19 protein-coding genes are annotated in these 21,388 nt (G+C 35.0%); 12 read left to right on the top strand and 7 right to left on the bottom strand.

Annotated features, from left to right (window positions below):
• The first annotated feature begins 129 nt into the window (after positions 1–129).
• Positions 130–870 (top strand): class I SAM-dependent methyltransferase, encoded by a 741-nt coding sequence (locus tag AZF04_RS03670; RefSeq protein WP_061947612.1) that lies wholly within the window; start codon positions 130–132, stop codon positions 868–870.
• A 695-nt stretch (positions 871–1,565) separates the two neighbouring features.
• Here the strand turns inward: AZF04_RS03670 and AZF04_RS03665 are convergent.
• A complete protein-coding gene (locus AZF04_RS03665; RefSeq protein ID WP_061947611.1) occupies positions 1,566–2,435 on the bottom strand; it encodes a hypothetical protein in 870 nt (289 codons plus the stop codon).
• A gap of 101 nt (positions 2,436–2,536) precedes the next feature.
• Positions 2,537–3,160, bottom strand: coding sequence for a YesL family protein (locus AZF04_RS03660; RefSeq protein WP_061947610.1), 624 nt, complete (start codon positions 3,158–3,160; stop codon positions 2,537–2,539).
• Between the two features lie 150 nt (positions 3,161–3,310).
• Between AZF04_RS03660 and AZF04_RS03655 the strand changes: the two genes are divergently transcribed.
• The 4 genes from AZF04_RS03655 (at position 3,311) to AZF04_RS03640 (ending at position 7,389) form a co-directional block, all read left to right on the top strand.
• On the top strand, positions 3,311–4,198 hold the full coding sequence (locus AZF04_RS03655) for a TIGR01777 family oxidoreductase (RefSeq protein WP_061947609.1): 888 nt from the start codon (positions 3,311–3,313) through the stop codon (positions 4,196–4,198).
• Positions 4,199–4,312: 114 nt separating this feature from the next.
• Positions 4,313–6,193, top strand: coding sequence for a molecular chaperone HtpG (htpG, locus tag AZF04_RS03650; RefSeq protein ID WP_061947608.1), 1,881 nt, complete (start codon positions 4,313–4,315; stop codon positions 6,191–6,193).
• Positions 6,194–6,494: 301 nt separating this feature from the next.
• The gene (locus AZF04_RS03645) at positions 6,495–6,875 is read left to right on the top strand and encodes a hypothetical protein (protein WP_045477943.1); all 381 of its coding nucleotides are present in this window, start codon (positions 6,495–6,497) and stop codon (positions 6,873–6,875) included.
• Complete coding sequence (locus AZF04_RS03640) at positions 6,865–7,389, top strand: hypothetical protein (protein ID WP_061947607.1); 525 nt, start codon at positions 6,865–6,867, stop codon at positions 7,387–7,389. The genes AZF04_RS03645 and AZF04_RS03640 overlap by 11 nt, the downstream gene beginning before the upstream one ends.
• 145 nt (positions 7,390–7,534) lie before the next feature.
• Here the strand turns inward: AZF04_RS03640 and phnE (AZF04_RS03635) are convergent, their stop codons facing one another.
• The 4 genes from phnE (AZF04_RS03635) to AZF04_RS03620 form a co-directional block, all read right to left on the bottom strand.
• Positions 7,535–8,338, bottom strand: coding sequence for a phosphonate ABC transporter, permease protein PhnE (phnE, locus tag AZF04_RS03635; protein ID WP_061947606.1), 804 nt, complete (start codon positions 8,336–8,338; stop codon positions 7,535–7,537).
• On the bottom strand, positions 8,335–9,126 hold the full coding sequence (phnE, locus tag AZF04_RS03630; RefSeq protein ID WP_082795373.1) for a phosphonate ABC transporter, permease protein PhnE: 792 nt from the start codon (positions 9,124–9,126) through the stop codon (positions 8,335–8,337). Before phnE (AZF04_RS03630) ends, phnE (AZF04_RS03635) begins: the two co-directional genes overlap by 4 nt.
• On the bottom strand, positions 9,126–9,899 hold the full coding sequence (phnC, locus tag AZF04_RS03625) for a phosphonate ABC transporter ATP-binding protein (protein WP_045477931.1): 774 nt from the start codon (positions 9,897–9,899) through the stop codon (positions 9,126–9,128). Before phnC ends, phnE (AZF04_RS03630) begins: the two co-directional genes overlap by 1 nt.
• Positions 9,900–10,166: 267 nt before the next feature.
• Positions 10,167–11,153, bottom strand: a complete 987-nt coding sequence (locus tag AZF04_RS03620) for a phosphate/phosphite/phosphonate ABC transporter substrate-binding protein (protein ID WP_045477929.1) — start codon at positions 11,151–11,153, stop codon at positions 10,167–10,169.
• A gap of 265 nt (positions 11,154–11,418) precedes the next feature.
• On the opposite strand from AZF04_RS03620, the gene AZF04_RS03615 reads away from it, so the two are divergent.
• The 6 genes from AZF04_RS03615 (at position 11,419) to AZF04_RS03590 (ending at position 18,997) form a co-directional block, all read left to right on the top strand.
• Positions 11,419–13,755, top strand: coding sequence for a hypothetical protein (locus tag AZF04_RS03615; protein WP_064504041.1), 2,337 nt, complete (start codon positions 11,419–11,421; stop codon positions 13,753–13,755).
• Positions 13,756–13,994: 239 nt separating this feature from the next.
• The gene (locus AZF04_RS03610) at positions 13,995–14,903 is read left to right on the top strand and encodes a hypothetical protein (RefSeq protein ID WP_061947604.1); all 909 of its coding nucleotides are present in this window, start codon (positions 13,995–13,997) and stop codon (positions 14,901–14,903) included.
• A gap of 40 nt (positions 14,904–14,943) precedes the next feature.
• Positions 14,944–15,597 (top strand): DUF4129 domain-containing protein, encoded by a 654-nt coding sequence (locus AZF04_RS03605; protein ID WP_061947603.1) that lies wholly within the window; start codon positions 14,944–14,946, stop codon positions 15,595–15,597.
• A gap of 19 nt (positions 15,598–15,616) precedes the next feature.
• Positions 15,617–16,762: a DUF4350 domain-containing protein gene (locus tag AZF04_RS03600; RefSeq protein WP_061947602.1), complete on the top strand. Its 1,146-nt coding sequence runs from the start codon at positions 15,617–15,619 to the stop codon at positions 16,760–16,762.
• Positions 16,759–17,688, top strand: a complete 930-nt coding sequence (locus tag AZF04_RS03595; protein WP_061947601.1) for an AAA family ATPase — start codon at positions 16,759–16,761, stop codon at positions 17,686–17,688. Before AZF04_RS03600 ends, AZF04_RS03595 begins: the two co-directional genes overlap by 4 nt.
• Positions 17,639–18,997, top strand: a complete 1,359-nt coding sequence (locus tag AZF04_RS03590; RefSeq protein ID WP_061947600.1) for a DUF58 domain-containing protein — start codon at positions 17,639–17,641, stop codon at positions 18,995–18,997. Before AZF04_RS03595 ends, AZF04_RS03590 begins: the two co-directional genes overlap by 50 nt.
• 46 nt (positions 18,998–19,043) lie before the next feature.
• Here the strand turns inward: AZF04_RS03590 and AZF04_RS03585 are convergent, their stop codons facing one another.
• Positions 19,044–20,036 carry a stage II sporulation protein M gene (locus AZF04_RS03585; protein ID WP_061947599.1) on the bottom strand — a complete coding sequence of 331 codons (993 nt, stop codon included), beginning with the start codon at positions 20,034–20,036 and terminating at the stop codon, positions 19,044–19,046.
• A gap of 106 nt (positions 20,037–20,142) precedes the next feature.
• Here AZF04_RS03585 and AZF04_RS03580 point away from each other — a divergent pair, with 106 nt between their 5' ends.
• Entirely contained in the window at positions 20,143–20,943 is an 801-nt protein-coding gene (locus tag AZF04_RS03580; protein WP_061947598.1) for an RDD family protein, read from the top strand.
• Positions 20,944–21,388: the final 445 nt, after the last annotated feature.

Below are 21,388 nucleotides of genomic sequence, written 5' to 3'. Positions count from 1 at the left end.
GAACGGTTATTAGAAATATCTATCGAAGAATAATATAGTAACGGAAATTGCTAGCATCATCATTACTAATCAAGAAAGAATAGAAGTACGATTATTTGATCTTTTTATAGAGAAGAGAGGCATTGGTATATGAATGAATTAGAATATTATAATAAGGTTGGAGTAGTAAATGGGTGGGATTTTAGTAACTTACAAGTAGAGGCTGAAGGAGTTAAGTGGGATTTTTATCATGAAGTGAATAAAAAAAGCGAAACTTCAGATATTCTTTTGGATATTGGCACAGGCGGAGGTGAGAATATCATTAAAATGGCACCATTGAAGCTTTTTTTAGCAGGAATTGATTTTTCAATGGGGATGTTAGAAACAGCTAAAGCCAATCTAAAAAAATCGAAAGTAAAAAACGTTCGATTCTCTCATATGTCTTCGGAGCATTTACAATTTCCAACTGGTTTTTTTGATGTTATTTCAGCTTGCCACGCTCCATTTACATCAACCGAAGTAGCCAAGGTGTTAAAAGATAACGGTTTATTTTTAACACAACAAGTAAGTGAAGCAGATAAGTTAAATCTAAAGAAAGCCTTCGGGAGAGGACAATCTTTTGGAGAGGTGGATGGTACGTTAAAAAAAAAGTATATAAAAGAACTGTATGAATCAGGGTTTACTAAAGTAAATTCTTTTGAGTATGATGCTATTGAATATTATAAGCGAACAGATGATTTAATTTTCTTACTTAACCATACACCGATTATTCCTGACTTTGGTAGTAAAGAAGGGGATATCGAAATTCTGAACGATTTTATAAAGAACAATCAAACCGAAAAAGGAATTTGTACCAATTCAAAAAGATTTTTAATAATTGCTAACAAGTGAATCCATTTCATCATGCATATCTTATAATGAAAACCGAACGAATAGGTKTTTGATTTTCACTTTAGGTAGATGCTTTCCCAAGGGCTTGTYTTCAGCTAACTCCGACTRCGCAGAGCTTCGTCAGAGTGGATCTTCAAACTKCGCTGATCCTTTGGGAGTCACTACCTAYCGTTACAATCAACGAGTGAATTAACAAAGGTTCGTCTTTTAAGAAAAACCGATTGGTTAGGTTTTTGATTTTCACTTTAGGTAGWTGCWTTCCCAAGGGCTTGTCTTCAGCTAACTCTGACAATTTAGAGCTTCGTCAGAGTGGATCTTCAGACTGCGCTGATCCTTTGGGAGTCACTACCTATCGTTACAATCAACAAGTGAATTCAAAACATTCAAGACATATTTTTTACCTCGGTTTTATTCACTTATAGAGCAATGATGAAATTCACTCAAGTAAAAAAGATGACTAAAGAATCTCATTTAGAGTAAGTCAATGGTCACCAACTGGTTTTCCTTTCTAAGATAGCACAGTAACTGATAAAAGGTATTATCCTCCACTGCTTCTGATTAAACGGACTAACTGAAACGACCAATGAAAAATATTATTTTCATTGGTCGTTCTTTATATGATAGTATATGAATCTGTTATGAGCTGGATTTAAGTTAACTAGATATTTCTTTAAAAATAGAAAAATTCTCTGTCTTTATTCTTCTAAAGTGTCTTCTAATTGTCCATCTGAGATTTCCAAATCATTGGGGACCTGGAATAATGTTTCATCAAAATCCGGATTTAATTCGTATTCCATCACCTGGTCCTCAGCAGTTGCTAATGAATCGACACTATCAACTCCTGTGCTTGAACCAAAGGTGGAAGTGACTTTCACTTCGAAAAATGTTTCACTATCAAACCAATATTCTTCAACATGACCATTTTGTTCAGACTTTATGTGATATGTATGAAAACCATTTACCTCTTCTTCACCAATGAATGTTAACTCAGCATTGTTAAGTAAACTTTGATATCGTTCACCTAGCATGCTGAAGGAGAATTCTTCAATAGGGCTTTCAAAACGGATGCCTACTCCGTCTCCTTCTTCATAACTAATTAAGTAAGTGGGGTTGTCTAATTCTGTAAAACTGTATGAAGTGCGTTCCTCCATATCCCCATTTTCACCTTCTTCTCCATACACTTCAGAAACTAATTCAGTTCTATTGTAATAGTCTCCATCTATCATATAAATCCATTCGTAAGTGTTCATTTCTAAGTTTAAATCTAAATTTCCTGCTTCATCACTCTCAGGAGGATCCAAATTGATATCACCACTACCTCCTCTTACAACATATAATCCATCAAGGTCGTTGTAAAGGGCAATGGCTTCTTCTAAAATTTCTTCTGCTGTTAAGCTTCCTTCAGAAGGATTCTCCTCTTCATTAGTGTCCTCTTCTCTTGCTCCTACATCTTCTGTTTGTATGTCTGTTTCATTATTATTTGATTGATTGGATGCTTGCTCTGAATTACAGGCACCAAGAAACATGCCTATACTTAATAAAGTGGCAGCCATTGTCTTTTTCATCGTGTACACTCCTAAAGTAAAAAATCATTTATTTTTGTGTTCCCTAATAAAAGGTTCTAAAACAAATATTGGTATCTATTCATGATGGACAAGGATAAGACTTATTTGATAGTACTAACTTTCGACATTTTAGATGGAAAGGAAAGAAAAGCCATTTTCATAATAACTAAGCTAATTAAAGATATACCAAAAACGGGAATAAATCCAGGAATTGACCAATAGAGGTATAGGATAATAGCAATACCACTTAAACATAGTATAGTAATAAAGGGTCTTCCTACGGCTAAGTAAAAGGAATACTTTAAATAGTGAAGCGTTTTTAAATTAAATTGAACAAGTACAGGAAATAAGAAAAGACTTATGATTAATAAAAAGAATAAAAGAATATAAGTGAATATGGCAAGCATCATATGTAAAAGGTTTTGTTCTAATACATTCAATACTTGGATATTTAAAAGAAGGATTATAAAAAAGCTAGCAGTGATCCAACCTAATGTATTCGCTTTCAAAAATTCCTTTTTATAGTTTGACCAAAACACTTTCCACAGTCGTACATCTTCATCCTGAAGAATTCTCCGTAAAGAAGCAAATAACCCAGCAGTTGCAGGAAAAAGGCCAAAAATGAATAACCCCATTAATGTTCCCAGTATCCAATAAAGATTAAGTAAAAATAGTTGGAGCGCCATTTGACCTAACCGTATATACCAAGTAGAAATTTGATTCACTTTATAGCCCCCTTAAAAATGTCTATGTATTAATGTACGTTATTTAATGAGATTTTCCTGCTTTTTTTATCATGAAGAATGGTTGAGTGACTGGAAAGATATGTTACAATTAATGTGAATATATTCACAAAAGGAAGGTGAGTGATCATTGTGAAAGGGAAAATTGTTATGGCCGGAGGTACAGGTTTTACTGGTGAATATTTTAAGAAAAAATTTGAAGAAGAAGGTTATCAAGTGATCATTATTTCTAGAAATCCTTCTTACATCAACTGGGACCATACATCCAAAATAAAAGAAGCAATAGAGGGATCTGAACTATTATTAAATCTAGCTGGTAAATCTGTTAATTGTCGCTATCATAAGAAAAATAGAGATGAAATATTTCAGTCAAGAACCGAGACTACAAAGCTATTAGGAGAATGTGTTCTAAGTTGCCAGACTCCACCAAAGCTTTGGATTAATGCTAGTACAGCTACTATTTACCGACACTCTGATGATCAAGCGATGACAGAGGAGAATGGAGAAATAGGGGAGGGCTTTTCGGTGGAAGTAGCAAAGGCCTGGGAAAAATCGTTTTTTTCATTCTCACTTCCTACAACTAGACAAATTGCGTTAAGAATTTCCATTGTACTTGGTAAAAACGGAGGGGTGATGACTCCTTACCGTAACTTAGCGAAATATGGATTAGGTGGAAAACAAGGAAATGGGAAGCAAATGTTTAGCTGGATTCATATAGAAGATTTATATCAAGTCATACGCTTTTTAATGGAAAAGAAAGATGCGACAGGTATTTATAATTGTGCAGCTCCTAATCCTATTAATAATAAAGAGTTCATGAAGGCTGTTCGAAATATGGAGAATAGAAAAAGAGGCTTACCGGCTTATCGGTGGATGCTAGAGTTAGGGGCTATCTTTTTAAGAACTGAGACAGAGCTTCTATTGAAGAGTCGATGGGTTGTACCAGATAGATTAGTTAATGAAGGCTTTCCATTCACCTATCCAACAATAGAACAAGCTCTGGATGAAATTAAGCACTAAATCTCTTCATTGGATATATTGACACCTTTCTTTATCTATGGTAAAAAAATGATAGTATTAGCACTCAAGCTTAGCGAGTGCTAAGTATTACATAACTTGGAAGGGGCGTTTCATTTGGCCAAGAAAGAATTCAAAGCAGAATCAAAGCGTTTACTGGAAATGATGATTAATTCTATTTATACACAAAAAGAGATATTTCTACGTGAATTAATCTCAAATGCCAGTGATGCAATTGATAAAATCTATTATCGGGCATTAACAGATGAATCTTTAACATTTGAAAAAGATCAATACTATATTAAGATTGAGACAAATAAAGATGCTAGGTTATTAACAATCGTGGATACAGGTATTGGGATGACTCAGGAAGAGCTTGAAATAAACTTAGGAACAATAGCCAAAAGTGGATCATTAGCTTTTAAGTCTGAAAACGAAATTAAAGATGGTCACGATATAATCGGACAATTCGGAGTCGGCTTTTATTCCGCATTTATGGTGGCTGATTACGTAAAGGTGACTACTAAAGCATTAGATAGTGAAACCGCATATGTATGGGAATCAGATGGATCAGACGGTTATACGATTTCAGAAGGAAATCAAACAACCGCTGGAACGACAATTGAATTAAAAATCAAAGAGAATACAGAAGATGAAAATTATGATCAATTCTTAGAAGAGTATGGCGTAAAATCAATTATCAAAAAATATTCTGACTTTATCCGTTATCCTATTAAAATGGATATCACCAATCGTAACCTAAAAGAAGGTACTGAGGACGAATGGGAGGAATTCTCTGAAGAACAAACGGTTAACAGTATGGTTCCTATTTGGAGAAAAAATAAGAGCGAGCTTAAAGATGAGGATTATGAGAACTTCTACCAAGAAAAGCATTATGGCTTTGATAAACCTTTAAAACACATTCATATAAGTGTAGATGGAGCTATTCGCTATCAATCCATTCTTTATATTCCAGAAACGATTCCATTCGATTATTATTCGAAGGAATTTGAAAAAGGACTAGAGCTGTATTCAAGTGGCGTATTAATTATGAATAAATGTGCAGACCTACTACCTGACTATTTTAGTTTTGTTAAAGGGATGGTGGATTCAGAGGATCTTTCCTTAAATATTTCTCGAGAAATATTACAGCATGATCGACAGTTAAAGATGATTGCTAAAAATATTAAAAATAAAATCAAAAGTCAGCTGCAAACGATGCTTAAAGATGAACGAGAGCAGTATGAAAAATTCTATGACTCGTTTGGTCGTCAGTTAAAGTTTGGTATGTACAATGAATATGGAGCACACAAAGATGATTTAAAAGATTTAGTCTTATTTTACTCTTCAAAAGAGAAAAAGCTAGTAACATTAGCTGAGTATGTGGAAAGAATGCCTGAAGAACAAAAGTATATTTATTATGCATCAGGTGACTCAATTGAACGAATTGAGAAGCTTCCACAAGCAGAGATGGTTGCAGAGAAAGGCTTTGAAATTCTTTATTTCACAGAGGATATTGATGAATTTGCGATCAAAATGCTTATGAATTATAAGGAAAAGGAATTTAAATCTGTTTCGAGTGGAGATTTAGGTATCGATTCAGAAGAGACGAAAGAAGAGGAAAAAGCAGAGAATGATCAATATAAAGATTTATTCACTGAAATGAAGTCACTTCTTGAATCTAAGGTAAAGGATGTTCGTGTATCTAAGCGTTTAAGAACTCACCCAGTATGCTTTGCTACAGAGGGAGAAGTAACGATTGAAATGGAAAAGGTTTTACAAGCAATGCCTGACAATCAAAATGTTAAAGCCGAAAAGATTTTAGAAATAAACGTTAATCATGAGATTTTCCAATCCTTACAGTCCGTATATGAAAAGGATAAGGAGAAATTTGCTCTTTATACAAATCTCCTTTATAACCAAGCTTTATTAATCGAAGGCTTACCTTTACAGGATCCTGTTGCCTTTACAAATGATATGTGTAAGGTTATGGTCTAAATGAATAAGTGATAATAGTACTACCCTTATTGTTCTAAGGGTAGTATTTATTTTTGAATATATTTAAATCTAGTAGGAACAAAGATAGGATAAAATGAACGCTACGATATATCTTAGGGTAATGGTCATGAATATTGTGAGATTTACTCGATTATAATCGAAATTTATCATAATAACATGTATAATAAGAAGTAATCAAAAAGTTGTAAGATGAACATGTTAACTACAAGTCTAGAGGTTTTAATAGACCAATAGATAACAAGAGGTTGATCTAGCTTTATGACTAAAGGAGGGACATTTTGTGGGGATTGCGATTATTATTTTACTCAGCTTGGCGATTATTCTATTAATCGTTTCATTCTTCGTGTCTAACAATAAGGCAAAAGAAGAGGAACGAATGGAACAATTTTCGGTTTCTTTTATGGAAGAAATTCAAGGTGTGCAAAACCAAATGCGAAATCTAGAGCTTGACACGGAGATGCTAGCAAAGGATGCTGGAGTGAATATAGGTTCTGAACGAGATCGCAAGTTAAGAAGAGACTTGTTAAGCTTATATAAGAGAGGGTATTCCTATGAAGGTATTGCAAAAGAGAAAAGAATGCCTCAAGATGAAGTAGAATCTCTACTCAAACCTTATGTGAGATCAAATGGTGAAGGGAGTAAAGTGGTAAATGGCCTCTAAAGAATTACGGAGCTTTGCTTCTGGTATCATTGTAGCTGCTGCAGTATGTGGAATTACCTATTATGTAACATCGGATAGCCAAGTAGATGCTGGATCTCAGGAGTCTTCAGAAGAAAATCAAACGACCATTGAAGTACCTGCTACGGAAGAGAAAATGCTTGAGCAACTAAGTGAATCTGGTTATGTCATTCAATCAGAAGAAGAATGGAACGCAAGCTTAGAACAGCTTGAATTAGCCGTAACAGAGCGTTTAGAAGAAGAATGGGCAGCAAACGAAGACGAATCAACCGATGATGAAGAAAGTACAGTGATTTATAGAACGATACTTACGGTTTCTCCTGGTATGACGAGTATTGATGTAGGACGAGCATTAGAAAATGCTAATGTAATCGATCGTGCACAAGATTTCTTCAATGAAGTTGAAGACCGTGATCTTTCAAATCAATTAAAGCCAGGTTCATTTGAAGTTGAAAGTGATATGACGATGAATCAATTAATTGAGATTATTTTCTAAAATTAAAAAAAGGCACTTACACGCATGTAAGCTCCTTCAATTAAGAAAGAATCAAGAAGTTATGACTTCTTGATTCTTTTTTGTATGAACAAATTGTAGTGATTGTACGAGCATGATGCATTAGACCTCGAATGAAAAGATCACTCTAAACAATTCTCTTTCTTAACGCACTTGAAATCAAATCAACAATTAAAACGACAACTACAATTCCGATAAGAATGATTCCCACTCGATCCCAGCTTCTACCCTGAATAGCAAAAATAAGTGGAGTTCCGATACCACCGGCTCCGATAACACCTAATGTAGCAGCTGAACGCATGTTAATCTCAAAGCGATATAATGTCGCAGAAATAAATCCAGGGAGCACTTGTGGGATGACTCCAAACGCAAGCTGCTCTAGCTTGTTTCCGCCAACAGACACGATAGATTCTACTGGCCCTGGGTCCATCGCTTCTACTTCTTCCGCATAGAGTTTTCCGAGCATTCCGATAGCACCAATACCAAGGGCAAGCATTCCCGCATAAGCTCCTGGTCCAACTACTTTGATGAATAAAAGAGCTAAAATAATATCAGGTAATGTACGGAAAAAACTAAGTGTTCCTTTACCACCGTGTGAGATAAGGGAATATTTACTCAAGTTTTTAGCAGCCCAAAGTCCAATCGGAACAGCTAAAATGACCGAGAGTACAACTCCGACTATAGCAATGGCTAATGTTTCGAGTAATCCTCTAATTAAATCTTCTCCTTGTGGGTTGTAAATATAACTTAAATCGGGAGAAATAAAGCCGTTTATTATATTTTTGGTAACTGGCCAAGCTGTATCTAATAACCCTCTAAATTCTAAACTAGCAAAAGCCCATGTATATAGAGCGGCTAATATAATGAATAATAATGAGTACTTTGCTCTTCGTATAAGTCGTTCTCTTTTTAATGAATCAGTCGATTTCATAGTAACTTCTCCCTTATTTTCAAACTAATCAAATCAATTATAATGACAACAATTAATGTATATAATATAAGTGCCAATACTTGATCATAAGCAAAAAAGCCTAGAGCTCGATTATAAAACAATCCGATACCACCAGCCCCAACTAATCCAAGAATGGCAGCAGCACGAATATTAATTTCAAATGTATAGAGAACATAAGATACAAAGTGAGGAAGTACTTGAGGAACGACTCCAAAAGCAATCCACTGCAATTTATTAGCGCCTACTGCATCCATTGACTCTAATGGTCCATTATCAATATTTTCAATAGCCTCAAAGGATAGCTTAGCTATAATACCTATAGAGAATATTGATAAAGCAACGATACCTGCTAAAGGTGAAAACCCAAGAATAGCAGCAAAGATAGCAGCTAGTAATAAATCAGGAATGGTTCTTAAGATATTTAAGGCGATTCTAGATGTTTCTACTAGCCATTTTGATTTAAATACATTTCTAGCACATAAAAACATAACAGGAATCGAAAAAATCATTCCCATTGTAGTACCAAGTAACGCCATTCTAATCGTATCTAACATAGCCGGTGTTGTAGTGACGATGTAAGACCAATCTGGTGGCAACATTCTAGCAATCAAATCTAGCATGTTTGAGCTATTTTGAACAAAAGTTAGTGGATCAGCTTCAATATATAACGCACTAACGAATACGATGACGAACAAAGCTAGCAACAATAGATAAAAAGAAAGCCTTGACGGTTTTAGTGGAAGCTCACTGTTTAATTTAGTATCCATTATTCGATTTCATCTCCTAGTAATTCATCATCTTTCAATGAACGCCCATAAATTTCTTGGAATACTTCATCGGTTGCATCCTTAGCAGGTCCATCAAAGACAACCTTACCAGCGCGTAAACCGATGATTCTAGTGGAATATTCTTTTGCCAAATCGACAAAATGGAGATTGATAACGACCGTTACATTATCTTCTTTATTGATTTTCTTTAAATCATCCATAACTTGTTTAGTCGTTACAGGGTCTAAAGAAGCAGTTGGTTCATCGGCTAAAATGACTTTTGCTTCCTGCGCTAATGTTCGCGCAATAGAAACCCTTTGCTGCTGTCCACCAGATAATTCACTAGAACGAGTATAGGCTTTCTCTAGAATATTTACTCGCTCTAACGCTTTTAGAGCAAGATTTACATCCTTCTGTGGAAATAAATTGAAAATCGTTCTAAATGTATTATTGTAAGCAACACGACCAGAAAGTACATTCCTTAAAACGCTAGAGCGTTTAACTAGATTAAAGCTTTGAAATATCATACCAATATCTCTACGCATTAGTCGTAATGATTTTCCGCTTGCTGAAGTAATAGATTGATTATTGATTTTAATGTCTCCAGACGAAATATCTACTAGTCGATTGATAGAGCGCAACAATGTAGATTTACCAGCACCTGAAAGCCCTACAATAGCGACAAATTCACCTTCATTTATTGTTAAGTTAATATCTTCTAAGCCCTTAACCCCATTAGGGTACACCTTTGATACATCTTTAAGTTCTATCATAATCTATCCAACTTTCTAAAGTATTTTAAGCTCGGTTTTTTTATATAAATGGCTTCATTAAATGTTCATAATAAAGACAGTGTTTCCAAAATTATGAAAAAAAGGATGTCCTAAAAAAAGGTCTGTTACCCCCTTTTTTGGACATCCTCTAAGACACGTTAATAGTATCCGCATCTAAATCTACATATATAAAGCTTAGAGTAATAAACGAAAACTCGTTTAAATTAAGTTGAAGCGGGGTATACTCATTACGATTGTTACGTATAATTAGTTTCCTTGAATTCTTTCAGCATAGTCACGAACAACATCAAAGTTAGAATCTTGAGACTCAGCATATCCTTCGTGAGAATAGATATCACGGATAATTTCTAAGCCTTCCTCTGATTGACCAATTTCAATAAAAGCTTGTTGAATTTTTGTTTTCCATTCGTCATCCATATCTGGACGAACAGAAATCGTGTCATTAGGAATTTTTTCAGTCAAAGCAACTACTTTTGTATCTTCAAAAACAGTTGGGAAATCATTGACAACAACATTACGTGCATCTTGGAAAATAGCTGCTGCATCCGCTTCACCATTTAGTACAGCTGTTACTCCAGCATCATGTCCTTGAAGTGTAAGTGGGTTAACATCTGTTTGTGGATCAATGTCATTATCTAATAAGATACCAGCTGGCCATACATAACCTGCTGAAGAAGTGTAATCTTGGAAAGCAATTGTTTTACCTTTCAAATCTTCAAGAGATTCAATATCAGAATCAGCTCGAGCAATAATCATAGAAAAGTAATGATCAACTAAATCTTCAGTTGGAGAGCCATCTTCGTTAACGCCAAAGCGTTGTGATTGTAAAATAACTTCTGCTGCACCGTACTCATCATGAGCTTGTACATAAGCATTTGGTGGTAAGAAACCAATATCAATTTGTCCAGATGCCATCGCTTCTACTACTGTATTATAGTTGGTAGATACATTAACCGTAACATCAATTCCTAATTGTTCTTGAAGTAAATCTTCAAGTGGTTTCGCTCTTGCTTCAAGAGTTTCAGCATTTTGTGATGGAACGAATTGAACGATTAATGATTCAGGTACATATGTATCAGCATTAGCTTCTTCCTCATTCGTTTCCTCTGTTGTTTCTTCTGTTCCTTCATCAGTACCTGTAGTACCTTCATTCGTATCATCGCTACTATCTCCACAAGCAGCTAATAAAAGCAATAAAGCAATTAGTAGATAAAAACTACTTTTTTTGAACATGAACCAAACTACCCCCTGCAAATATAATTTTGCGAAATAGTGAAGCAAAAAATAACCAATCTCTATTTCATAGAAAATTATACCATGGGATAGATGATAGAATAAATACTAATTTGTGTTAAGATCATGTAAATTCTGTAAGGTTTTATAACAGTAGATGAATATTCGTGAAATATTTAGAAAATTAAAACAAATTAAAAATAAATTTGATATGATAGATTTGCTAAGCTTTATTAGCATAATTTAAATCTAGGAGGAATGTCGATTGAGTAAAGGTAAATTTTTAAAGGCTTTGATACTACCATTACTAGCTTTGTTTTGGGTTGTTGGAGGAGATCATTTTATTTTAGCAGAAGGTCCAAATGATCCACCACCTGTTCTAATTCCTGATGAACCAAACGGAAAAATAGTCTTATTTGATAATAGTCATGGACAAACAGCTGGTCAATCGGATTGGGTTATTGATGGAGCTTTTTCAGATTTTGCCGATGCTTTAGTGGAAGAAGGCTATACAGTAAAAGAGTATAGAAGTACGACACCTATTTCTTTAGAAGATTTAAATGATATTGATGTATTTGTTATTCCAGAGGCCCAAATTCCCTTTAAAGTAATAGAGCAGGATGCGATTGCAAGCTTTGCAGAAAATGGAGGAGGGGTCTTTTTTATTGCCGACCATTACAATGCTGATCGAAATCTGAATCGCTGGGATTCAAATGAGATTATGAATGGTTGGCGTCGTGGAGCATATGAAGAGCCAACTAAAGGAATGACACCAGGTGAAATTGAGGCGATGGATGGAGTGGAAAGCTCTGATTGGCTCAGTGAGGAATTTGGCGTTCGTTTTCGCTTTAACGCGATTGATCACACAGTTGGAGACATCATTGTTTCATCTGAAGAATCATTTGGTATTACAGAAAACATTGAAGAAGTCTCGATTCATGCAGGGTCTACTATGGCTATCATGAACGAAGAGATTGCAAAGGGAATTGTATACTTACCTGAAGGCTTAACAGAAAGTGAGAATAAATGGGGCTCAGCTGTTGACCAAGGTGTATATTTTGGAGGAGGAATGGAAGAAGGACCTTTTGTTGCAATTGGCAAAAAGGGCGATGGAAAATCAGCTTTTATTGGAGATTCTTCTCCAGTAGAGGATAGTACTCCAAAATATCGAAATGAGGAACATGGTGGAATCAAACGAACATATGATGGTTTTATTGATAGAGATAACGGTGCATTATTAGTTAATATCATTAATTGGTTAGCGGAACAGGAAAATTATCAAACTTTTAGTGATATTGATTTACCTTTAGATGAACCTTCTCCTATTTTACCGATGGAGACACCTGAACATTCTACAGAACCTCAGACAGAGCCTTGGCGAGCACCACAAGCTGGGTATTTATGGTATGACCAATCTTCGTTTGCTGATGGCTCTTTTGGATCGGATGTAGATCCTCCAGTAGATATTAAATATAGCATTGAGACACCAGAAATCTTACCAATTGACGGAAGTACCTTCGAAGTGAAAGTCACTTTAGTTGATATGGAACCTGGTCAAATGATTACGAATGCTGAAATGCAGGTCTACTTACAGGGGGGGACGGCTGTTTCCCAAATTCAAAGAGCCGACGGAACTTGGCCATCTGGATACGGCTATCAAAGCATTGGAACAATAGAAGCTGATGAAAATGGAGTAGCAGAGAATGTTATTTTAATGAGATTAGGTAACTCTGCACCAGAAGGATCGGCCAATATTCGGTTACGTATCGGTTCAGGAAATAATGTCTATACAAAAACAGTTACACTCGGTGGGGAGGCTGTAGAACAACCACCTACTGAAGAAGCTGATTTTAATTTAAATTATCCTGGTATCCTCCCGTTAAACGGCATTCATTTTCCGGTAGAGGTCATTTTAACAGGACTTAATCCAGGAGATCGTATTGAGAATGCACAATTACAGGTGTATTTAGCGGGAGGTCAATCGATTTCTCAGATTCAGAATAGTGATGGAACTTGGCCAACTCAGTATGGTTATCATAATGTCGGGACGATGATCGCTAATCATGATGGAATGGCTCGAAAGATCGTTCTGATGCGCATTAACCCGGCGGTACAGGCAGATAGTGCGAATATCCGGCTCAGACTTGGTAGTGGGAATAATGTCATAACAGAAACCGTTGGACTAGCGGAAATCACCGATCGCTACTCATTAATTCCTCCTTCTATTTTGCCTTTGGATGGAGAAGTTTTTCCGGTAAAGGTGGTCATTAATGATTTAACTGCAGGTGAAATCATTAATAATGCCCAAGTTCAAATTTATTTACAGGGTGGACAATCTATCTCACAGATTCAAAATGCGGATGGAACTTGGCCAACGCAATACGGCTACTTTAATATAGGAACGATAACAGCTAATGAAAATGGGACAGCAAGAACGACTATCAATATGAGGCTCAATCCAAATATAACAACAAATTCAGCCTTCATTCGTTTACGTCTAGGAAGTAGCAATGTGTATACAAACTCGGTCTCTATTCGTACACAATCATTTACGATCATGAACCAGCATTTGTTATTAGGAAATCTTGTTAGCTATAAATAAAAAAACACGTTTCTTCTTGCAGATTAAAAGGTATAGTTTGTGAAGAGTATAAGGAGTCACTTTTGTGGCTCCTTTATAGTGTTTATTACTCTATAGGTTCTTCTTATTTGTTTGCTACTTTACTCATCTTAATCTATTATTTTATTGATAGGGTTATTTTGGGAGAATATGGGTACATCTATCTTAAAAAATGATAGAATAATAAAAATACAGTTTAATTAAAAAGGAGAGTTACAACATTGAATCATTTTTCACGACCTAAAGGATTTGGAGAAATACTCGATCAAACATTTCGAATTACCAAAAGTCATTTTTCAAGCTTCTTTCTTATTGTTTTAATATTAGTGGGTCCATTCCTATTACTTGAAGCGCTTGTGAACCTAGCATATGGAGTAAGTTTCTTTCGTGAAACTGTAGAAGGGAATGGAGTATTGGAAAGAATGATGAATAGATTAGCATTAAATGAAGAATATACGGAGCTAGCTCAAAATAGTTGGATATCACTTATTCAGCTAATAAGCTTTATTATGTATCCTATTGCTCAAGCAGCAATTATTTTCGGTGTTTTTCATTTGAAAAATGGAGAGAGCTTTTCAACAGGAAGTCTTATAAAAAAATCTTTTTCACGTTTTTGGTCCCTAATAGGTAGTTCTATTTTATATTTCCTAATGGTTATAGGTATTATCATTCTTCCATTTATTATTTTCTTTTCCATTTCAGCAATGATTTTTGGTATGGCTGAATCTGCTGCATTTATTATTATATTCTTTTTACTAGTATTTATTGGCTTAGCTGTTGGTATAGGTTATTTATTAACAAGATGGAGCATGTATCTAGCCGCTGTAGCTATTGAAAGAGAGGCTCCAGGATTTGGACGAAGCTGGAGATTAACAAAAGGCAATGGTTGGAGAGTTTTAGGTTTAATCATTGTTGTCGCACTCATAAGCACCATTGTTATTGGTGGAATTGAAATGTCGTTTAGTGCCTTTTTAGGCAACAGTGTGGTTATGCAATTAATTATTAGTGCACTTTCTTTAGTACTAACCATGATTATGTCGATTTTAATTGCTGTTATATTTTTTGATTTGAAAATTAGACAAGATGCAGATGATTTAGACCAGATGCTTGATGATTATCAAGAAAAATGATAATAAATGAAAAAATGGTTAGGGAGGAGGTGTAGCTTAAATGATCGAGCCGAATCACGCTCGAGAAGAACTTCAATCCATATTAAGTAAATCGGAATATACGGCTTATTATGATGATTCCGATGGATTGGTTGCTCGTCTCTTTTTGGATGTTATCAATTTATTTAATGAACTACTCGGGATGCTATTTCCAGATATTGAATTCGAAGCAAGTGGTAACAGCTTCTTAGTTTTTGGTTTAGTCATTACAGGTCTTGTGATATTAATTGTGGCAATATTTTTATTAGCTAAGAATTGGAAGAGAAAAAGAGATATGAAAAGAAGCAAGCCTTTACAAGAGCTTTCTCAAGAAATTTTGTCTTTTGAAAGCCACTTTAAAATTGCACAAGAGCTTGAAGATAAAGGAGATTTTTCAGGGGCAACCAGACATTTATTCCTAGCCCTATTACTCTATTTACAAGATATTGAATGGCTCGTAACAAGAGCATGGAAAACAAATTGGGAATATTATGATGAGATTAAACGAAATGATAAAGAAAGCGCAGCTAGGTTTTATGAATGTGCACTATTATTTGAACGGGCTACCTATGGTTATCATCAAATAACCAAAGAAGAATTTGAACCGTTTAAAGAGCAGGTAACCAAATGGATTCATCACGAAACCCATCTGAAAACGAAAGAAAAAGCGGAATAGAAAGGAGGGTTTCACGAAGTTGAATGAAACAAAATCGAATTTAAGAACGTGGCTTTATGTCATTCTAGTTTTATTAATCTTTTGGGTAGCTGGCTATTTTATTTTTTCGAATCAACCGAAGGAATATCCTCCTTTTATATCTGAGTCAGCGTCACCATCTGGTACTAAAGCTTTTTATACATATTTAGAAAGAGAAGGGTTTCCAGTAGATAGATGGGATAAAGAACCGAGGTTATTATCGTATCAGCCTAGTAACCAGTTATTATTAATGATTGAACCGGCATACATGCCATCAGCAGTAGAAATGGAAGAGTACATAGAATATATGAATCAAGGGAATACGATTCTTCTAATGAGTCAATTTCCTGCCGATTATTTTGGGCTTGCAACTGATTTTGCTAGCTTAGCTACAGATGACCCAGCGAATATTAGGAATAATAATGATGAAGTATTTCAAGCTTTTATGCCTGGCCCAGCAAGATTAATAGCTGATGATGAAAATGAAGTGATTTTAGCGGATGAAAATGGTCCAATAGCGATTAATCGTTCATTTGGTAATGGGAATTTAATTGCGGTCATTTCACCAGAATGGATTGTGAATGAAAATATTCTAATCTATCACCATATAGAATTAATAGCGGAAGCCTTGAATCAAAACTCTGATGTTCCATCACTAACTTTATTTAACGATTACGTCCATATGCCCGAAAGCAGTGAAAGTTATATTTCCTTATACCCATTATGGTTTCAAGTATTTATGCTACAGCTTGCTCTACTTACTATATTGTGGTTATGGATACATGGAAAACGCTTTGGACCTGTTTTGAAGGTGAGAGAAGAGTCCGTTAGATTTAGTGATGAGAGACTAACCGCTTTAGCTGCTTGGTATATAAAAAGTAATCGTTACTGTGATTCTTTAAGAATTCAAGCTGACTATGTAAAGCATCTTCTTCAAGAAAAGTGGGGTATTCCTTATGCTAAACCTTGGTCAGATTTGGAAGAAGTATTAGAAAAGAAACTGAATGAGAATTTAACGAATAAGCAGATCAAGGAATTCTTAAATGGATTAGTTACTGTTTTACATAAGCAGGAGCTCTCAAAGCAAGAGTATATTTATTGGTCAAAACGACTTGAATTAATTAGAAAAGAGGTGGAAGAAGGGTGAGAGAACAAATTACATCCTTATTAGAGCAATATGAGAAGCGAATTCTAGGGCAGAATATGAATTTAAGGTTATTACTATCCTCGATTTTAGCAGGTGGTCATGTATTAATAGAAGGAGTACCAGGAACAGGAAAAACACAAATGGTACGCACTCTCGCCACTCTATTGGGAGGTAATTTTAATAGAATTCAATTTACACCAGACCTCCTACCAAGTGATATTACAGGAAGTGCTATATATGATTTAAAAGAAGGAGATTTTAGAACATTACGAGGACCGATTTTCACCAATGTATTATTAGCAGATGAAATTAATCGTACACCGGCTAAAACACAAGCGGCTTTGCTAGAGGCGATGGAAGAGCAGCAAGTGACGATTCAAGGAGAGACGTATAAATTAGATGATGTTTTCTTTGTTGTTGCTACTCAAAATCCGATTGAATTTGAAGGAACTTACCCTTTACCTGAAGCACAGCAGGATCGCTTTCTCTTTAAATTAAATATCGAATTTCCTAATATCGAAGAGGAGCAATTAGTGTTAAAACAGGTCATTGAAAAAACACATGCCTTTGACACGATTCAGTCTGTTTTATCAATAGAAACTTTTTTAGAGATACGTTCAGAAATAGAAAAAGTAAGGCTAAGTGACGATGTCCTAAACTATATAATAAAAATCGTTCGAAAGACACGTGAATCGGAATCCATTCGCATTGGAGCAAGTACTCGTGCAGCTATTTCTATAGCTAAAGCAGCAAGGGCTTGGGCTTATTTAGCAGAACGTGATTATGTGACTCCTGATGATATTAAATTGATTGCTAAGCCGGCTTTACGCCACCGAATTCAATTATCTCCACATGTAGAATTGGAGGGAAGAACTGTTGACCAAACAATCGAAACGCTGGTGGGATCGGTTTCTGTTCCGAGATAAAGGGTTTTTACCTACAAAAAAACTATTAGTTGCATTTACAGGACTTTCAATTTTTTTAATTGGTGGAGTTTTTCTTGGTTTAACGTGGCCATGGATTATAGCGCTATTAATGCTAGCTTTTATTTTAAGCCTTTTTGATTTTTTATGGCTGCCATCAAAAAAGGAAATTGATATTCAAAGAAAATTATTAGATAAACTAGAAAGAAATATAGATTATGAGGTAGAGCTGACCATTGTCAATAAAGGAAAGCAGCCCGTTATTTACGAGATTATAGATGGATTGCCTCAATCCTTTGAAAGACCTTTCCCACTAAGGGGGAAGGTGAATAATGAGTCGAAGACAAAGATAACCTATCAAACAAAGGCACCTATTCGTGGTGATTATGACATTGATTCCATCTATATTCGTTGTCGAAGTGTTTTAGGATTATGGAAAAGGCAAATGGTTTTATTAAGAGAGAATAAAGTAAAGGTCATTCCTGACATTACGGATATGAAGGAATACCTGGAGAATGCGCAAAGGTATTTAACTGATGAAGGCATCATCATAAAGAAACAAGTCTCAGGCGTTGGTGAGTTTTCGAAAGTAAGAAATTATGTTGTCGGTGATGATCCTCGGATGATTAACTGGCGACAAACAGCAAAACTTCGAGAAGTTATGTCGAATGAATATGAACCTGAGCACGGGAAATATATAACGATTTTAATAGACTGTGGCAGAATGATGGGAACTGAATTGAGAAAGGGAAATCGATTAGAGCGGGCATTAGAGGCTTCACTAACTCTTGCTGCAGCTGCCTTACAAAAAGGTGATTATGTTTCTATTTTAGCTTTCTCTAAAAGTGTGAAAGTTTATATCCCTCCAGCTAAAGGGATGGCACAGCTACAAACTATATTAGATGAGATATATAATCTAAAGGTAGAAGCTTCAGAATCGAATTATGGAGAAGTGTTTCAATATTTACAAAGAGTTCAAAAGAAGCGAAGCTTAATTTTATTAATGAGTGATGTACGCACATTTTTATATGAAGAAATGGCGTTGATATATTTAACGAATGTAAGGAGACGTCACCGCTTCTTAATGCTTGGTATTGTCGATGAAACGTTAATTCAATATACGAAGCTCCATCCTGATACCGTTCAAAAAGCGATGGTCAAAAGTATGGCAGAGCAACAAACTCTTTTTAAGAAAAAAGAGAAATCCAAATGGGAAAAACAAGGATTAGAAATGAAGGAAGTTGAGGAAGAGAACCTCTCAGTTGCAGCCGTAAGCTCCTATATTCAAATGCTAAATCGAGGTTTAATTTAAAAGGAGGTCAGCCCAGAAGATGGGTTGACCTCTATCAATAAAATGGTTATGACTGATTTAAATGGAGATTAGGAGAAGCATTTTCTCTTTTTAATAAGAGTAACTTCCCTACAATGATATAAAAAATTAGTGCAAATAAGGTTAAAATCGCGACCGAATATTTCATTTCAAGTGATAGAGTTGAAGGGGTTATAAATCCTTCAATGAATCCTGCAATAACAAACAGTGGGAGAGTTCCTAGTAGTAGTTGGACTGAACGCTTACTATACTTCTTTAATTGGTAAACCCTTGAAAAAGTTCCAGGAACAAAGAGTTTATACCCCATGAGTAATCCTGCTCCACCAGCTATAAAAATGGCGGCTAATTCAATCACGCCGTGAGGCATAATATACGCCCAAAATTCATAAGACATACTATGCTGCCAAAAGACTGCGTAAAGTGCACCAATAATGATGCCATTATAGATAAGAAGATAAACCGTTAATAATCCGAAGGTAACTCCACCTGCAAATGCTAAAAAGGCAACTTGTATATTATTTATCATAATGGTGGTAGACATTAGGCTGGCATTGACTTCACCATCACTTGACCCTAAATGTTCTGGACTAACACCGTTCGCAATATCAGCGGGTAATATAGAGTAAAGTAATAAAGGATCAGAAGCAACCACTACAAAGCCACCAATGCCGCCAATGATAAATAAAATCATTGCAATTAAAACCATTTTCCATTGCTCTGTTAATAATTGAATGAACTTTGTACTAAAAAAATCTCGTATTTGCTTCCAACTTGTGACTTGATCCTTGTATAAGGTATTATGAGCCTTAGTGACGAGACCATTCAGGTAAAAGGTAAGCTCTGAATCTTGGAAATAAGTTTGACTATACGAGAGATTTTGAGCTGCTTTTTGATATAGCCGTTGAAATTGATCAATTTCATTGGCTGTTATTTTAGATTTGCGTTTTTGCATAGCGGATATTAAAAGTTCAAGTTTATTCCAGCTTTCACGATTTTGCTTCATAAATTGTTTTAAGTTCATACCATACTCCTTATTCTTAATGGAAAATGAATATTTGTACTTTTATTATAGTAATTTTTGAAAAAAATAGAAACCATTTCTAGTTAACTTTTAAGAGGTGAATCATTTGAATCAAGAACAATTAGATATAAAAACACCCGAATATGTCTCTATTCAATTTCAATTAGCCGGTTTAGGCAGTCGCTCTATTGCTTTTGTTATTGACCAATTAATATTGACGATATTTAGTATCGTATTCTCAATTGTTTATCTAAACATTATCATGAGATTAGATAGTCTTCTTGTTTTTATGGATGTATTTTCGACTCCTTTCATGATATTACTTCTTTTCCTATTTGTCGTAAACCAAGGCTATTTCATTATTTACGAATATGTTTCTGGTGGAAGGACAATTGGAAAAAAAATAATAGGTATTCGCGTTATGCAAGAGAACGGTCATAGTATTACATTTCTCTCAAGCTTAATAAGAAACTTATTACGAATTGTAGATAGTTTGCCTACAGCCTATTTGGTTGGTCTATTATGTATATTTTTTCACTCTAAGCATAAACGCTTGGGCGATATAGTAGGTGGAACGATTGTTGTTCACGAAAGAAGAACAAAAAAGAAGAAGAAATCATTAACTGATAAAGAAATAGAAAAGAGAAATTTAGCGACCTATCCTTTCCGTGGTGATGAGTATGCGTTATCTTCTATCAATGAGAAAGAGTGGAAGATGTTAAAAATTTATACAGACCGCTTTCATAAATTAGATTTATACAAAAGATCACAGCTTACAGATAGATTATCAGATGCTCTGTTCCCTAAATTAAATATTTCCACTTCTAATCTAACGAATTATGATAAAGAAAATCAATTGTTTATTGTATATATGAAAATAAAGGATAATTGGGAATATGAATTATAAAACCTTAGTCCAAGGAGTGACTGGGACTTACACATGTTAGGTGCTTTGTCGGCTGTTCGCTCACCCAAGATCTCCTCCGCGTTAAGCATGGCCACTTCATTAATGGCTAGCTTTCGTCTTTCATAAAAATTTATCCGTTCGAATGAACCCTCCTTCTTCTCACAAGAAGGAGGGTTCATTCGTATTTTGAGTTTACATCCATTACCTATCATGTCTAGCTTGAAATAAAGAGAATAGTAATCCTTTCCTTCATTTCGTGTATTTCAAACATTCATAAAACAAGTATGTCTAAAATCAAATTTTATTTAGTTGAATCCTTTTCATCATTCATATTCTTAAATGAAAATTGTAAACGTCAAGGTTTGTATGTACATTTTTGATTACGTAAGAATGTACAATTTCAACTATCGTCCTTTTTTAGATGGTCCTTAATCCTGTAAGATTG

The sequence above is a fragment of the Alkalihalobacillus trypoxylicola genome, assembly GCF_001590785.1.
GTDB classification, from domain to species: Bacteria; Bacillota; Bacilli; order Bacillales; family Bacillaceae_D; genus Alkalihalobacillus; species Alkalihalobacillus trypoxylicola.
The sequence above is the reverse complement of the archived record's forward strand: the minus strand, read 5'-3'. Positions and strand labels throughout refer to the sequence as shown.